Here is a 14,182-nt window from a genome sequence, read left to right as displayed (position 1 = left end):
AAAATGTCACAAAGAATCAGAATAAAACTTAAATCTTACGATTACAATTTGGTAGATAAATCTGCAGAGAAAATCGTAAAAACGGTAAAGGCTACCGGTGCTGTGGTAAACGGACCGATCCCATTGCCAACAAACAAGAGAATCTTCACTGTGTTGAGATCTCCGCACGTAAACAAGAAAGCAAGAGAGCAGTTCCAATTATCAGCTCACAAGAGATTGATGGATATTTACTCTTCTTCTTCTAAAACTGTAGATGCTCTAATGAAATTAGAACTTCCTTCAGGTGTTGACGTAGAAATTAAAGTGTGATAATTCAAATTGTCATGATTATACAATCCCTTTTCGTAAGAAGAGGGATTTTTTATGTTTCATACCTACCAGATTTGTAGAATTGATATTTTTAAAATGAACCCATCACTAAAAACTTAGCATAATGAAATAATTCGCAATTATTTGATAAAAAACTTGCATAGTTTTATTTTTAGTTTTAGCTCACATTAAACAATCAAAATATTTGTCTTATGAAAAAAATGTTATTATTGGCGATGATTGGATTCGCTGGATTGATGAGCGCTCAAAAAATCAAATCTAATGGCTGTTCATCTAGAGGCTGTAACTACACCTATGCTTCAACTTGCTCTACATTTACTAACTTTACAGTCAGTCAGCCTTTAACCATAGAAGCTGCCTTAGCTATAGCGAATGAATTCAACCAAGAAGATTGCGGTAAGCCGGTTAAAGAAGTTACAATTGTCAGTAGAGATGAATAAAAAACGTTTCTTTTTTTTCAGTTTTTTTTAAAAAAACTGTTTTTTATTTATTCTTTTTTCGTTTTCACTTGCTTTCGCTCAAAAAGAGATTTCTCCAGAAATAAGAGTAGGATACTTTTTGGAGGCTAAAAAAAACTTAAATGAAAATGCAAAAGTACATCAAGAAGAATTTTGGCTGATTGCTAACAGTAATGAGTCAGTATTTAAGGCGAAAAAAGCTTATGTATTCGATTCTCTTGCTGATCAAGGGCTGAAATTTGAAGAGACGCTTGATCATTTTGATATGAAGGGACAATCAAATATTTTTATAAGAGATAAAAAAATTGAATTCACTAATTCTATTAAAATTTTAAACAAACTTGGTTATGTTGAAGAAAATACTTGGAATTGGAAAATTGTAGAGGAAAATAAAGAAATATTAGGTTTGAAGTGTCAAAAAGCGACGATAACAAAATATGGCAGAAATTGGGTCGCCTATTATACACCTGCTTATCTTATACCGTTTGGTCCTTATAAATTCAACAATTTACCGGGATTAATTTTAGAGGTTTTTGACGATAAAGGTGATTATCATTATACTGCTACGTCTATTGAGAAATTTACTAAAAAGTATTCTGTAAATAGATTTATGCAACCTAAGATTTATTCTAAAACTGAGTATCTTAAAGTAAAAAAGAACATAGAATCAGATTTCAGTTTTGGTGGTACAGTGACTTTAAGTGTCGAAGATCTTAAAAGATTTAATGATTCTTATGAGCGGAGAATGAAATATGATAATCCAATAGAGCTGTCACTGAATTAATAAATTTATGAGTTCTCGTAAAACCAGTAATTTTTTTATTCTAATACATCATCAATGTTATGATGATAAGAAAGAAGAAGAATTGAAAAATAAATATAATTAAAGTTTGCTAATTAGACTTTGGCTTATATCATCTTTATATAATCCCTTTTCGTAAGAAGAGGGATTTTTTTAATTTTAAGTTTTTAATTCTAAAATTATTGATATATTTACTAAAATCAATTTCATGTATAAATTTCTTCTGCTTTTATTGCCAGTGCTTTTTTCTGCACAAACTCACCGTTTTATTTATGAGTATCATTATAAAACAGATTCTACATCTTCAGAACACACAAAGACAAATATGGTTTTGGATGTCAATCCAACTGATGTTAAATTTTACAATTATGAATTTGTAAAAACAGACTCTACCAATATTACCAAAGGTGTAAATCATATCAGATGGGATGATACTCCTGTCGTGATAAGAAAAAGGAATACGAACATTAACAATAATTATATCAATTTACAGAATATGTTTATTGTAGAAACTGATGATAGGGTACAATGGAAACTTACTAATGAAACCAAGGCTTCAGGAAACTACCAATTGCAAAAAGCAACAACCGATTTTGGCGGAAGAAACTGGACGGCGTGGTTTACCAAAGACATCAATCTAAATGAAGGTCCTTACAAGTTCCGTGGCTTACCGGGAATGATTTTCGAACTATATGATGATAAAGGCCAGTTTAAATTTTCTTTGGTTAAAAGTTATCAATTAGCAAAAACATATGAAACTAGAAATATTATTGAAAATTTTGCTGGGCAAAAACCAGTTAAAATTCCTGAATCAAAACTTAATAAAATAATCATTGACAATTTTAATGATCCTCTCAGAGAGTTTAAAGAACAATATAAAAACAATACAGACCCTACTGCTCGTTTTATGGTCTTGGGAATTGAGATTAAAAGTCCTGAACAGATTAAAGAACTTTCGGATCAATTACAAGATCACTTACGGAAACATAATAACCCGATAGAGCTTGATAAAATTATAATATATCCTAAAAAATAAAATTAGTTATGGATTTTGATGATTGATAGAGTTTTTGATTAAATTGCTGTTAAAAATAGAGTATGAAAAAATCAGATAAAACAATTTTTGAAAAATTTTCAAATTGGGCGACGAAATTTACAGGAAGCTCTTATGCCTTTCTCAGTGCTGTAGCCATTGTTGTTATTTGGGCAGTTTCGGGTCCGGTTTTTAAATATTCTGAAACATGGCAGCTTGTTATCAATACAGGAACTACGATCATAACTTTTTTAATGGTGTTTCTTATTCAAAAGTCACAAAATAAAGATTCAAAAGCCATTCAGATCAAATTGAATGAGCTTATTGCTGCCAATGAAAAAGCCAGCAACCGGATGGTTGATATAGAAGACCTTACCGAAAAGGAACTGGATCAAATTCATTGTTATTACGAAAAGCTGGCAGATTTTGCCGAGGAAGATTCTGACATTCACGCATCTCATTCTATAGATGCGGCAAAAGTTAATCAGGACAAAAAACATGAGTATTTCAAGCAAAGACATGAACAGTGGCTTCAAGCCCAGAAAAATAAAGAGGAATCAATCTGATTCCTCTCTCATTCATAAGGATTACGATTATCTCTTCATAAAATACTCAAAATAACTACAGCTTCCCATTAGTTTTTTTGCAGTTTCGGTATCTGAATACTGAGATTTTATCTGGGTAAAATAATTACGGTACTTTTGATTTTTAAGCTGAGCCATTTGTTTTTCATGAGCATCATTTTTTTCAGACCATTTCGGATCAGCATAATCAATGTTGGCTTGATGTTTTGCTTCATACTGATAATATTTACCTTGCTCCGCACTTGCCATTTGGAAGAGAATTCTGGCTTTTTGTTCCCTGTCATTGCTAAGATTTAAAGCTTTCTGATAATAATTTATACTAAGATCGAAGTTATCAGGCTCAATAAAAGTTGTATAAGTGAAATTCTTGTAATAGTATTGAAATGGAGTTTCTTTTTCCGTTGTCCAAAAATCATATTTTCCGCCGTTGCTGTTATCAACATCCATTACAAAAAGATGTCGGTAATAGCCAAGAATTGATGTATTATACAAAACATTTCCGATCAGCTGATTGGCTTTGGAAGCTTTACTGTCTTTTCCTGTTCCAATTTTTTTAAGCTGAGTTAGGGCATCGGCTAGTTCCAGCTTGTTCATTTTAGTTTTAATGAAAGGGAAAACAGAATAATCTTCGGCTCTCATGCTTTCTGCATCAGAACTTTGAAAGCTTTCCCAGACATTGTGCCCAAAAACAAGATTTGGAATATTGTTGAAGCCATCATAATTTTTACCATTATAAACCAATTTTTCATAATTTCCGGTTTCGGGATTATATCTTTCATAATGGTCTCTTGGTATTCCGGAAAACTTTTGAGCTTTCTGGTAATAAATTTTAGCTTTGTCAAAATCTGCCATTTTCATCGCTCTGTCACCATAGATATTCGCAAAGAAGGCTTCAATATTTCCGACATTATTAAGATTTTTAGCAATGATCTGCTTTTCAAATTCTGTTTTATCCTGCTTTTTATAAAATTCTTCAACACTCTTCACCAGACTGGAGTTTGGGTTATATTGTAAGTCGGAAAGAGTATTATTCATCAGGAAAGATTTTCCGTCTTCGCCCTGAAGAAAATATCGGTTTGCCAGAACATCTTTCAGAAATTCGGCAGTTGACGGAGCCTGTCCGTAATAATCATATTCGTTAATCTCTGTACTGTCTTTTTTTACGGGAGATTTTTCGATGAAATATTCAGCATAGTTTTTCATTAGATGATCTTCATATTCCGCATCAATTTTAGGCTGGGAAACAATATCATTCAAAACTTTCATTCTCTTGATTTCTTCAAGATATTCAGGATTATTAGTTTTAATATCAGCTAAAATTTCACTGCTTTGCTGATAATCTTTTTTCAAAAATTTTAAATAGGCATCAGCAATCTGCCAGTATTCGTCTTTAGATTTTTCTTTTGTTTTAGAAGTAAATTTTTCGAGATCATCCAAAAAATCTTTTTGATTTTCGTTCTGATAATAGTAATAAGCGTTATTTTTGATGTAAGTAGGTATTCTGTCGGGATTTTCAAACAGTTCATCATTATCTTGCTGAGATTTGTTTTCCGTTTGGTCAGCTTTTTTTCCTCCAAAAAGATTCTTAAAAAACAGAACTATTTTCTGCCAGAAACTCAATTCTTTCTTTTTGACTTCTGCTTTTTCCGCACCTGCAGTATGGTCTTTTTTGTCTGAAGTTTTATCAGAATCTTTTGAAGCATAATAATAAGTCGGAAGATAATTTCTTTCTAATTCATTAATGCTTCTGGCTGCCATTACTTTCAGAATTTCAGAATCAGGATCTATTTCGTACATCTTTTCCATCATCGGAATAGGATTGGTAAAATCTTCATATCCTAAAAGAAAGTACGCCATATTTTTTTCTTCGTTGGTTTCGGCTCTTTTCAGTATATTATTAAAAGATGCAGAATCTGACAATTTCATCGAAACAAAAGAAGATTCTTTACGGCTTTTGGAATTCATAAAAACCTGAAAAAAATTCCAGTTGGCTTCATTTCCCAATCGTAGTCCTCTTTGTGCACCGGCAAGCTGGTCGAGTGCCATATAATAAGGTGCGCCTTTTAGTTTAATTGGCTGGACATACATTTTGAATGCCTGAATTGCGGCATCATAATTTCTGGTGTAATGATTAAATCTTACCAGCTGATAGCCGTAACGCTGTTTAATTTCTGGGTTTTTTGCTGCATTATACAATGAGGTAAGTGCAGAAATTGTTTTGTTATAATCCAGCTGGGTTGCGTTTTTGTCATTTTCATTTTCCCGATAATAAAAAGAATCTGATCCTTCTACATAATTAATTCTCATGTAAGGTTCCAGATATTTTGCTTCAATTAAATAATCTATGGCTTCTCGGTGTTTAGTGTAAAAACCTGTCCCCAGTTTATTTAAAAGCTGATTATTTGGTGTTCCTTTTTTTAAGGCATTCAGGTCATTCATACTGATTGTATTCACAAGATAATCGGTTTCAGAATAGCTTAGCTGATTGCCAAAAAATTTCCGCCACGATTCTATGTTTTCGTTAGGGATTTGTGAAGCTTTGAAATCAGTATAAAATCTTGACGAATAATTATGTAAAAAAGGAAGATAAGATTTGTCTTTTATAATGCTTTGTGTAAAAAGATTAAAGTAATCATAATCGGGATCAGACCAGGCGCATGCTTCAGTCTTTGTATAGAAAAGCGAGGCAACAGCAATGCTTAGAATATACTTTTTCATATTGTTTGGGTGTTTTTTATTGTTGATAAGGTTAATTTACTATTAGCTTACATAACAGGGAAGTTATCCATTATATTGGCAAAACTGCGTAGGTTTTTGATGCGAATTTAAAACTCCTGCATTTAGAGTTTTCTTCAAAAAGAACGCCCTTCTACAAATTTACTATCTAATTGATAATATATAATATTGTAGTCAATTATTTTTTTATCTAAAAACTGAATTGCTTTGGTTAGTTGGTCTTCAGATATTTCTTCCACCTTTATGGTGAAGCCTTTGCTGAGAAAATTTCCGAAATAAAAACCGTCTTTCAGAACTTCAATTTTATTTTCAGAGATTTTTTTGAAACCAGCACGATCAAGATCTTTTGCAGAAAGAGCATTAATAAGTTTGTGTTTTCCTAAATGATTGGTAATAATTCCCCATGAATAAATGGGAAGTGCCACATCAATTTTTTTTATAGGATAATTGTCAAGTCGAGCTAAATAGCTTTTCATAATATTCAAATCCAGAATAGAGTTTTTATCTGAATTTTCGAGAGGTGATGAAGTAGAATAACACATCAGATATACTTTTTCAACCGGAGGAATCCCTGCGAGATCTTTGTCTTTTACCTGATGAAGCCGCAAAGTACAGGTTACTTGTTTTTTAGAAATTTTTCTTAACTGCTTTAAAAATTCAAAATAATCTTCTTTCGTTCCGGATGTCCAGTCGCAGTCAATTTGTATTTCATTATTGACTTTAAGGTTGTAGTCAGCTATTTTCTTTTTAATTAAATCATTCACTTTTTCTGCAAGAAAGGATATTTCACTTTTTTCAACATTAATAAAGTTGCGGTTGGTAATAAAAACGGTTGGAACTATTTTCTTTTCTGTTTCAAAACTTTGATCCTTAGTAATCACAGCAACAGGTTCAAATTGATTATTGACCTTATCAACATCGAAAAATCTCGTATATAGAAGCGGAGTATCAGCATTATTCAAACTTTCTTTTTCTTTAGTATTCAGACTGAGGCTTGTTTTCCAATAATAAAAAGTGTAAGGATGTTTATGTTTTTTTGAGCAGGAACAAAAGGAAAATAGGAGAAGAAAGAGGATGTATTTTTTCATGAGTTTACTTTCGGATTTTAAATTTACAAAAATACTGATAGCATTTTCCTCAATACCATTCAAAAATTGTTTAACTTTCTATAAATCAAAATATTTTACCTAAAATATTTGTCAGATTAAAATTTATTCATAAATTTGCACACTCATTTTAGGGGAGGAGTATGCCTAATTCAGACTTAGTAATTACTTGAGAACTCGAAAAATGAGAACAGATACAAGAAAATTTTATAACATATTATATAAATAATGTCAGGTATTATTGGTAAAAAAATCGGTATGACATCTTTGTTTGACGAAGCGGGGAAAAATATTCCTTGTACAGTTATTCAGGCTGGTCCGTGCTCGGTTTTACAGGTCAGAACCATTGAAAAAGACGGTTATAAGTCAGTTCAGTTAGGTTTCGATGACAAGAGTGAGAAGAACGTTGGTAAAGCGTTAGCTGGTCATTTTAAAAAGGCTGGTTCGGCTCCTAAGGCTAAGTTGGTAGAGTTCTACAGAGAATTCGTAGACGAAGTAAAAGTAGGAGAAGAAGTGAAAGTTGATTTATTCTTAGAAGGAGAATATGTTGACGTAACAGGAACTTCAAAAGGTAAAGGCTTCCAGGGTGTTGTTAAAAGACACGGATTTGGAGGTGTAATGCAGGCAACTCATGGTCAGCACAACAGACTTAGAGCTCCAGGTTCTATCGGTGCAGGATCTGACCCTTCAAGAGTATTCAAAGGGATGAGAATGGCCGGAAGAATGGGAGGTAAGCAGGTAACTGTACAAAACCTTCAGGTATTAAAAGTGGATCAAGAACAAAATCTTTTAGTAGTAAAAGGTGCTGTTCCGGGAGCTAAAAATTCTTATGTAATTATCAGAAAATGGAACTAGTAGTATTAAATACATCAGGAAAAGAGACCGGAAGAAAAGTAACTCTTGACGAATCAGTATTCGGAATTGAGCCAAATCAGCATGCGGTTTACTTAGAAGTGAAACAGTACCTTGCTGCACAAAGACAAGGGACTCATAAATCAAAAGAAAGAAGCGAAATTACTGCCTCTACCAAAAAACTTAAGAAGCAAAAAGGATCTGGTTCTGCAAGATATGGTGATATTAAATCTCCAACTTTCAGAGGTGGGGGTAGAGTATTCGGACCAAAACCAAGAGACTACAGATTCAAATTGAATAAAGCGCTTAAGAGATTGGCTAAAAAATCTGTTTTATCTCAGAAAATGAGAGATAACAGCATTAAAGTTTTAGAAGATATGAGCTTAAATGCTCCTAAGACTAAAGATTTTATTACTTTATTAGATGCATTGACACTAAACGGTAAAAAATCTTTATTCATTCTTCCTGAAGCTAACAAGAATGTGTATTTATCTTCAAGAAACTTACCTAAGACTAAAGTAATGAACTTCAACGAAGTGAGTTCTTACGATTTGATCAACGCAGGTGAGATCGTATTCTTTGAAGGTGCAGTTGAAAAATTCCAGGAAAATTTAAAGAAATAAATCATGTCAGTTATTATTAAACCAGTTATTTCAGAAAAGGCTAATTACCTTACAGATTTAAGAGGTTCTTATTCTTTCTTGGTAGATACTAAGGCGAATAAAATCCAGATCAAAAAGGCTGTAGAAGCAGCTTACGGTGTAAAAGTAGCAGACGTTAATACAATGATTTATGCTCCGAAGGTTTCTTCGAAATACACTAAAAAAGGTCTTCAGGTTGGAAAGACAAACAAATTGAAAAAAGCGGTAATCAAACTTGCTGAAGGTGAGGTTATCGATATTTTTGCTGTAAATTAATTATTAATTATAAATAATAGTAATGTCTGTTAGAAAATTAAAACCTATCACCCCGGGACAGAGATTCAGAATTGTAAACAATTTTGAGGAAATTACTACCAACAAACCAGAGAAATCTCTAACAGTTGGTATTAAAAAGTCAGGTGGACGTAACCAAACAGGTAAAATGACCATGCGTTACACCGGAGGTGGACACAAAAAGAAATACAGAATTATTGACTTCAAAAGAAACAAAGCAAACGTTGAAGCAACTGTAAAATCTGTAGAATACGATCCAAACAGAACTGCATTTATCGCTTTATTAGAGTACGCAGACGGAGAGAAGAGATATATCATCGCTCCAAACGGTATCAAAGTAGATCAGAAAGTAGTTTCAGGTGAAAGCGTAGAACCAAACGTGGGTAACGCAATGAAATTGAAAAACATTCCATTGGGTACTGTAATTTCTTGTGTTGAGATGAAACCTGGTCAAGGTGCTATTTTAGCAAGAAGTGCTGGTTCTTCAGCTCAACTTACTTCAAGAGACGGAAAATATGCAATCATCAAATTGCCTTCAGGAGAATCCAGAATGATCCTTACTGAATGTATGGCAATGATTGGTTCGGTTTCCAACTCTGATCACCAATTAACGGTATCAGGTAAAGCTGGTAGAAGCAGATGGTTAGGTAGAAGACCAAGAACAAGAGCGGTAGTAATGAACCCTGTAGATCACCCAATGGGTGGTGGTGAAGGACGTTCTTCAGGAGGTCACCCAAGATCTAGAAACGGTAAGCCATCTAAAGGTTACAAAACTAGAAAGAAAAATAAAGTGTCTAACCGTTACATCGTATCTAAAAGAAAATAATTATGGCAAGATCACTTAAAAAAGGACCATTCATTCATCATACTTTAGATAAGAAGGTTCAGGCAAATATAGAGTCTGGTAAGAAGACAGTTATCAAAACTTGGTCTAGAGCATCGATGATCTCTCCGGACTTCGTAGGACAAACTATTGCTGTACACAACGGGAAGTCTTTCATCCCTGTATATGTTACAGAAAACATGGTTGGTCACAAGTTAGGCGAATTTTCTCCAACAAGATCTTTCAGAGGTCATGGTGGTAACAAAAACAAAGGAAGCAGATAATCATGGGATCAAGAAAACAAGATAGTTCAATCGCAAGAAAAGAAGCTAACAAAGACGTTGTTAAAGCTTCATTAAACAACTGCCCGTCTTCTCCGAGAAAAATGAGATTAGTAGCTGATATTATCAGAGGAGAGCAGGTTGATAAAGCACTTTACATCCTAAAATATTCTAAAAAAGAAGCCTCTAACAAATTGGAGAAATTACTTCTTTCTGCTATGGCAAACTGGCAGGTGAAAAACGAAGGAGCTGACATTGAGGAAGCAAACCTTATCGTGAAAGAAATATTCGTGGACAGTGCAAGACAATTGAAGAGACTGAGACCAGCTCCACAAGGTAGAGGGTACAGAATCAGAAAAAGATCAAACCACGTTACATTAATCTTAGGTAATAAAGAAAATTAATTCAAGGTATGGGACAGAAGACAAATCCAATTGGTAACAGATTAGGTATCATCAGAGGATGGGATTCTAACTGGTTTGGCGGAAACGATTATGGAGACAGAATCGCGGAAGACTACAAAATCAGAAGATACCTTGAAGCAAGATTATCTAAAGGTGGGATTTCAAGAATTTATATTGAAAGAACATTAAAATTAGTAACCGTAACGATCACTACTGCAAGACCGGGATTAATCATCGGTAAAGGAGGTCAGGAAGTTGATAAATTGAAAGAAGAGTTGAAAAAATTGACTAAAAAGGATATTCAGATCAACATCTTTGAAATCAAAAGACCAGAGCTTGATGCAGTATTAGTTGCTGACAGCATTGCTAAGCAAATCGAAAACAGAATCTCTTATAGAAGAGCTGTGAAAATGGCAATCGCTTCTACCATGAGAATGGGTGCTGAAGGTATTAAAGTTCAAATCTCTGGTAGATTAAACGGAGCTGAAATGGCAAGATCTGAGTCTTTCAAAGACGGAAGAATCCCATTGTCAACTTTCAGAGCAGATATTGATTATCACATCGGTGAGGCATTAACTCAATACGGTAAGTTGGGAGTTAAAGTTTGGATCATGAAAGGAGAAGTTTACGGTAAAAGAGAACTTTCTCCACTAGTGGGACAACAAAAGAAAGGACCTTCAGGAGGTGGAAACAGAGGAGATAGAGAAAACAGAAGACCTTCAAGAGATAAAAAAAATAATTAATTAGAAGTTAGAAGATAGGAATTAGAAATTAGATCTTCCGTTACAAGAACTGATTTAAATTTTATCTAACATCTAACATCTAACATCTAACATCTTATTAAATTATGTTACAACCAAAAAGAACCAAATTCCGTAGAGTTCATAAGATGAAAATGAAGGGGATTGCTCAAAGAGGTAATCAACTTGCTTATGGAACTTTCGGAATCAAAGCAACAGAAGGTGCTTGGATCACTGCAAGACAAATTGAAGCTGCGCGTATCGCTGCGACAAGATATATGAAGAGAGAAGGGCAGCTATGGATCAAAATCTTCCCGGATAAGCCAATTACTAAAAAACCTGCGGAAGTACGTATGGGTAAAGGTAAAGGTGCTGTGGAATATTGGGTAGCTGTAGTAAAACCAGGTAAAATTATGTTTGAAGTAGGAGGAGTACCTTACGAAGTAGCGAAAGAAGCTCTTAGACTTGCTGCACAAAAATTACCTGTAGTGACCAAGTTTGTAGTTGCTAACGATTTTGTTAAACCTCTTTAATCTCTGAATACAATGAAAAAAGCTGAAATTAAAAATCTAAGCGCGGGAGATCTTCAAAATAAACTGGCTGAAGCTAAAGCTGAATTCACAAAAATGAAATTGGCTCACAAAATCAGCCCGCTTGAAAACCCGATTCAAATCAGAGATTTGAGAAAGACAATCGCAAGATTAAACACTGAGTTAACTAACAAACAATAATTTCATTTTACAATGGATAGAAATTTAAGAAAAGAAAGAATCGGAGTGGTTTCCAGCAATAAAATGGAAAAAACTATTGTTGTTAGCGAGACTACAAGAGTAAAGCACCCGATGTACGGTAAATTCGTTTTGAAAACGAAAAAATATACTGCACACGACGAAAACAACGAATGCAACGAAGGAGATACAGTTCTTATTTCTGAAACTAGACCTTTGAGCAAGAACAAGAGATGGAGATTAGTAAGAATCATTGAAAAAGCTAAGTAATAATGTTACAAACAGAATCAAGATTAAAAGTTGCTGATAACACAGGTGCTAAAGAAGTATTGGTTATCAGAGTTCTGGGAGGAACCAGAAGAAGATATGCTTCAGTTGGTGATAAAATCGTTGTTACTATCAAAGATTCTACACCATCAGGAAACGCTAAAAAAGGTCAGGTATCTAAAGCTGTAGTAGTAAGAACGAAAAAAGCAGTGAGAAGAAAAGATGGATCTTACATCAAATTCGAAGACAATGCTTGTGTATTGCTAAACGCAGCGGGAGAAATGAGAGGAACACGTGTTTTCGGACCGGTTGCCCGTGAGTTGAGAGACAAAGAATATATGAAAATCATTTCATTAGCTCCTGAAGTACTTTAATATTTAAAATTATAAAAAAATGTCAAAGTTAAAAATAAAAAGAGGAGATAACGTAATCATTACCACTGGTAAAAAAGAAATCAAGGGTAAAACTGGTGAAGTTATTGAAGTGATCAAAAAAGAAGGAAGAGACCCTAGAGTTATCGTTGCAGGACTTAACATCGTTAAAAAACACGTTAAGCCTTCAGCTTCTAACCCTCAAGGAGGAATCACTGAGAAGGAAGCTTCTATTCATATCTCAAACGTAGCTTTAGTTGGAAAAGACGGAAAAGCTATCAAAGTAGGTTACAAAATCGAAGGAGATAAGAAAGTAAGAATCAATAAGAAAACGGGTGAAACTTTATAATTTTAAATAACACATGGAATATATAGCAAGACCCAAAAAAGCATATAAAGAAACGATTGTTCCTGCAATGATGGAAGAATTCGGATACAAATCAGTAATGCAGGTGCCAAAACTTGAGAAAATTATTTTGTCTCAAGGTCTAGGTGACGCTACTGCTGATAAGAAAATCATCGACTATGCTGTAGAAGAATTGACAAATATCACTGGTCAAAAGGCTGTTGGTACTATTTCTAAAAAGGATGAAGCTGCTTTCAAATTAAGAAAAGGTATGCCTGTAGGTGCTAAGGTGACTCTTAGAGCAAACAAAATGTACGAATTCTTAGACAGATTGACTTCTTCTGCTTTGCCACGTATCAGAGATTTCTCTGGTATTAAAGCTGAAGGTTTCGATGGTAGAGGTAATTACAACTTAGGTATTACTGAGCAGATTATCTTCCCTGAAATCGTGATTGATAAAGTAAAGAAAATCCAAGGGATGGACATTACCTTTGTTACAACTGCGAAGACAGATAAAGAAGCTAAAGCATTATTAACTCACTTCGGTTTACCATTCAAAAAGAATTAAGAAATGGCTAAAGAATCAATGAAAGCGCGTGAGCGCAAAAGAGAAGCTACAGTAGCTAAATACGCTGAAAAAAGAAAAGCTTTGAAAGAAGCAGGTGACTATGAAGCACTTCAGAAGTTACCTAAAAACGCTTCTCCTGTAAGATTGCACAACAGATGTAAATTAACAGGAAGACCAAGAGGATACATGAGAACGTTCGGAATTTCCAGAGTAACTTTTAGAGAAATGGCAAACAACGGTCTTATCCCGGGAGTTAAAAAAGCTAGTTGGTAATAATTACTAATTAAAATCGGGGCAATTAAGTTGTCTGGATACTAAAGAATAAAAATATCAGACCTAAGATCTCTGAAGTCTGATATTTTATCTTCAAGTCCTTTCAATACTGATTGTCTTTAACCAATAATTTAAAATAGAAAAATGGTAACAGATCCAATTTCAGATTTCCTAACAAGAGTAAGGAACGCACAAAGCGCAGGCCACAAAGTGGTGGAAATTCCTGCATCGAAAATCAAAAAGGAGATTACTAAGATCTTATTTGATCAGGGGTATATCTTAAACTACAAGTTTGAAGATAACGCTGTTCAGGGAGTGATCAAAATCGCTTTAAAGTACGACAAGCAAACCAACAAACCGGCTATCAAGTCTATTCAAAGAGCTTCTAGACCAGGTTTGAGACAGTACAAAGGTTCTGCGGAACTTCCAAGAGTGTTAAACGGTTTGGGTATTTCTATCATCTCTACTTCTAAAGGGGTAATGACTGACAAGAAAGCTAGAGAAGAAAAAGTAGGCGGTGAAGTAATCTGCTATGTTTATTAATT

General features: G+C 34.0%; 22 protein-coding genes. 20 read left to right on the top strand and 2 right to left on the bottom strand.

The window, feature by feature from the left end; genetic code table 11:
* Positions 1–3 precede the first annotated feature (3 nt).
* The 5 genes from rpsJ (at position 4) to FOL89_RS15450 (ending at position 3,189) form a co-directional block, all read left to right on the top strand.
* Positions 4–309 carry a 30S ribosomal protein S10 gene (gene rpsJ, locus FOL89_RS15470; protein ID WP_002661363.1) on the top strand — a complete coding sequence of 102 codons (306 nt, stop codon included), beginning with the start codon at positions 4–6 and terminating at the stop codon, positions 307–309.
* A gap of 212 nt (positions 310–521) precedes the next feature.
* Complete coding sequence (locus FOL89_RS15465; protein WP_130914245.1) at positions 522–770, top strand: hypothetical protein; 249 nt, start codon at positions 522–524, stop codon at positions 768–770.
* Positions 771–819: 49 nt separating this feature from the next.
* Entirely contained in the window at positions 820–1,572 is a 753-nt protein-coding gene (locus FOL89_RS15460; protein WP_144283675.1) for a GLPGLI family protein, read from the top strand.
* Positions 1,573–1,798: 226 nt separating this feature from the next.
* Positions 1,799–2,626, top strand: coding sequence for a GLPGLI family protein (locus tag FOL89_RS15455; protein ID WP_144283674.1), 828 nt, complete (start codon positions 1,799–1,801; stop codon positions 2,624–2,626).
* A gap of 62 nt (positions 2,627–2,688) precedes the next feature.
* Positions 2,689–3,189 carry a low affinity iron permease family protein gene (locus FOL89_RS15450; RefSeq protein WP_144283673.1) on the top strand — a complete coding sequence of 167 codons (501 nt, stop codon included), beginning with the start codon at positions 2,689–2,691 and terminating at the stop codon, positions 3,187–3,189.
* A 27-nt stretch (positions 3,190–3,216) separates the two neighbouring features.
* Here FOL89_RS15450 and FOL89_RS15445 read toward each other — a convergent pair whose 3' ends face one another.
* Both FOL89_RS15445 and FOL89_RS15440 read right to left on the bottom strand, forming a co-directional pair.
* A complete protein-coding gene (locus tag FOL89_RS15445) occupies positions 3,217–5,925 on the bottom strand; it encodes a hypothetical protein (RefSeq protein ID WP_144283672.1) in 2,709 nt (902 codons plus the stop codon).
* 134 nt (positions 5,926–6,059) lie between these two features.
* Positions 6,060–7,031 (bottom strand): hypothetical protein, encoded by a 972-nt coding sequence (locus FOL89_RS15440; protein ID WP_144283671.1) that lies wholly within the window; start codon positions 7,029–7,031, stop codon positions 6,060–6,062.
* A 246-nt stretch (positions 7,032–7,277) separates the two neighbouring features.
* On the opposite strand from FOL89_RS15440, the gene rplC reads away from it, so the two are divergent.
* The 15 genes from rplC to rpsH all read left to right on the top strand — a co-directional run bounded on the left by rplC (position 7,278) and on the right by rpsH (position 14,180).
* Positions 7,278–7,904: a 50S ribosomal protein L3 gene (gene rplC / locus FOL89_RS15435; RefSeq protein ID WP_144283670.1), complete on the top strand. Its 627-nt coding sequence runs from the start codon at positions 7,278–7,280 to the stop codon at positions 7,902–7,904.
* Positions 7,895–8,524 (top strand): 50S ribosomal protein L4, encoded by a 630-nt coding sequence (gene rplD, locus FOL89_RS15430; RefSeq protein ID WP_144283669.1) that lies wholly within the window; start codon positions 7,895–7,897, stop codon positions 8,522–8,524. The genes rplC and rplD overlap by 10 nt, the downstream gene beginning before the upstream one ends.
* 3 nt (positions 8,525–8,527) lie before the next feature.
* A complete protein-coding gene (gene rplW, locus FOL89_RS15425) occupies positions 8,528–8,818 on the top strand; it encodes a 50S ribosomal protein L23 (protein ID WP_089754637.1) in 291 nt (96 codons plus the stop codon).
* 22 nt (positions 8,819–8,840) lie between these two features.
* Positions 8,841–9,662 (top strand): 50S ribosomal protein L2, encoded by an 822-nt coding sequence (gene rplB / locus FOL89_RS15420; RefSeq protein WP_072953574.1) that lies wholly within the window; start codon positions 8,841–8,843, stop codon positions 9,660–9,662.
* A gap of 2 nt (positions 9,663–9,664) precedes the next feature.
* Positions 9,665–9,943, top strand: a complete 279-nt coding sequence (rpsS, locus tag FOL89_RS15415; protein WP_002983209.1) for a 30S ribosomal protein S19 — start codon at positions 9,665–9,667, stop codon at positions 9,941–9,943.
* 2 nt (positions 9,944–9,945) lie between these two features.
* A complete protein-coding gene (gene rplV / locus FOL89_RS15410) occupies positions 9,946–10,344 on the top strand; it encodes a 50S ribosomal protein L22 (protein WP_072953572.1) in 399 nt (132 codons plus the stop codon).
* Between the two features lie 8 nt (positions 10,345–10,352).
* Positions 10,353–11,087 carry a 30S ribosomal protein S3 gene (gene rpsC / locus FOL89_RS15405; protein ID WP_089745119.1) on the top strand — a complete coding sequence of 245 codons (735 nt, stop codon included), beginning with the start codon at positions 10,353–10,355 and terminating at the stop codon, positions 11,085–11,087.
* A gap of 104 nt (positions 11,088–11,191) precedes the next feature.
* The gene (gene rplP / locus FOL89_RS15400) at positions 11,192–11,617 is read left to right on the top strand and encodes a 50S ribosomal protein L16 (RefSeq protein WP_034713010.1); all 426 of its coding nucleotides are present in this window, start codon (positions 11,192–11,194) and stop codon (positions 11,615–11,617) included.
* A 12-nt stretch (positions 11,618–11,629) separates the two neighbouring features.
* Positions 11,630–11,815, top strand: coding sequence for a 50S ribosomal protein L29 (gene rpmC, locus FOL89_RS15395; RefSeq protein ID WP_089745117.1), 186 nt, complete (start codon positions 11,630–11,632; stop codon positions 11,813–11,815).
* 12 nt (positions 11,816–11,827) lie between these two features.
* Positions 11,828–12,082, top strand: a complete 255-nt coding sequence (gene rpsQ / locus FOL89_RS15390) for a 30S ribosomal protein S17 (protein WP_144283668.1) — start codon at positions 11,828–11,830, stop codon at positions 12,080–12,082.
* Positions 12,083–12,084: 2 nt separating this feature from the next.
* Positions 12,085–12,453 (top strand): 50S ribosomal protein L14, encoded by a 369-nt coding sequence (gene rplN / locus FOL89_RS15385; protein WP_007839504.1) that lies wholly within the window; start codon positions 12,085–12,087, stop codon positions 12,451–12,453.
* A gap of 19 nt (positions 12,454–12,472) precedes the next feature.
* On the top strand, positions 12,473–12,799 hold the full coding sequence (rplX, locus tag FOL89_RS15380; protein ID WP_089745115.1) for a 50S ribosomal protein L24: 327 nt from the start codon (positions 12,473–12,475) through the stop codon (positions 12,797–12,799).
* A gap of 13 nt (positions 12,800–12,812) precedes the next feature.
* Positions 12,813–13,364 carry a 50S ribosomal protein L5 gene (gene rplE / locus FOL89_RS15375; protein ID WP_143884925.1) on the top strand — a complete coding sequence of 184 codons (552 nt, stop codon included), beginning with the start codon at positions 12,813–12,815 and terminating at the stop codon, positions 13,362–13,364.
* A gap of 3 nt (positions 13,365–13,367) precedes the next feature.
* Positions 13,368–13,637, top strand: a complete 270-nt coding sequence (gene rpsN, locus FOL89_RS15370; RefSeq protein WP_027383308.1) for a 30S ribosomal protein S14 — start codon at positions 13,368–13,370, stop codon at positions 13,635–13,637.
* A 144-nt stretch (positions 13,638–13,781) separates the two neighbouring features.
* A complete protein-coding gene (rpsH, locus tag FOL89_RS15365) occupies positions 13,782–14,180 on the top strand; it encodes a 30S ribosomal protein S8 (RefSeq protein ID WP_002983236.1) in 399 nt (132 codons plus the stop codon).
* Positions 14,181–14,182: the final 2 nt, after the last annotated feature.

The sequence above is a fragment of the Chryseobacterium echinoideorum genome, from assembly GCF_007474535.1.
Taxonomy (GTDB): Bacteria; Bacteroidota; Bacteroidia; order Flavobacteriales; family Weeksellaceae; genus Chryseobacterium; species Chryseobacterium echinoideorum.
Note: the sequence above shows the minus strand (reverse complement) of the source record. Positions and strands in the feature narration are given on the sequence as shown.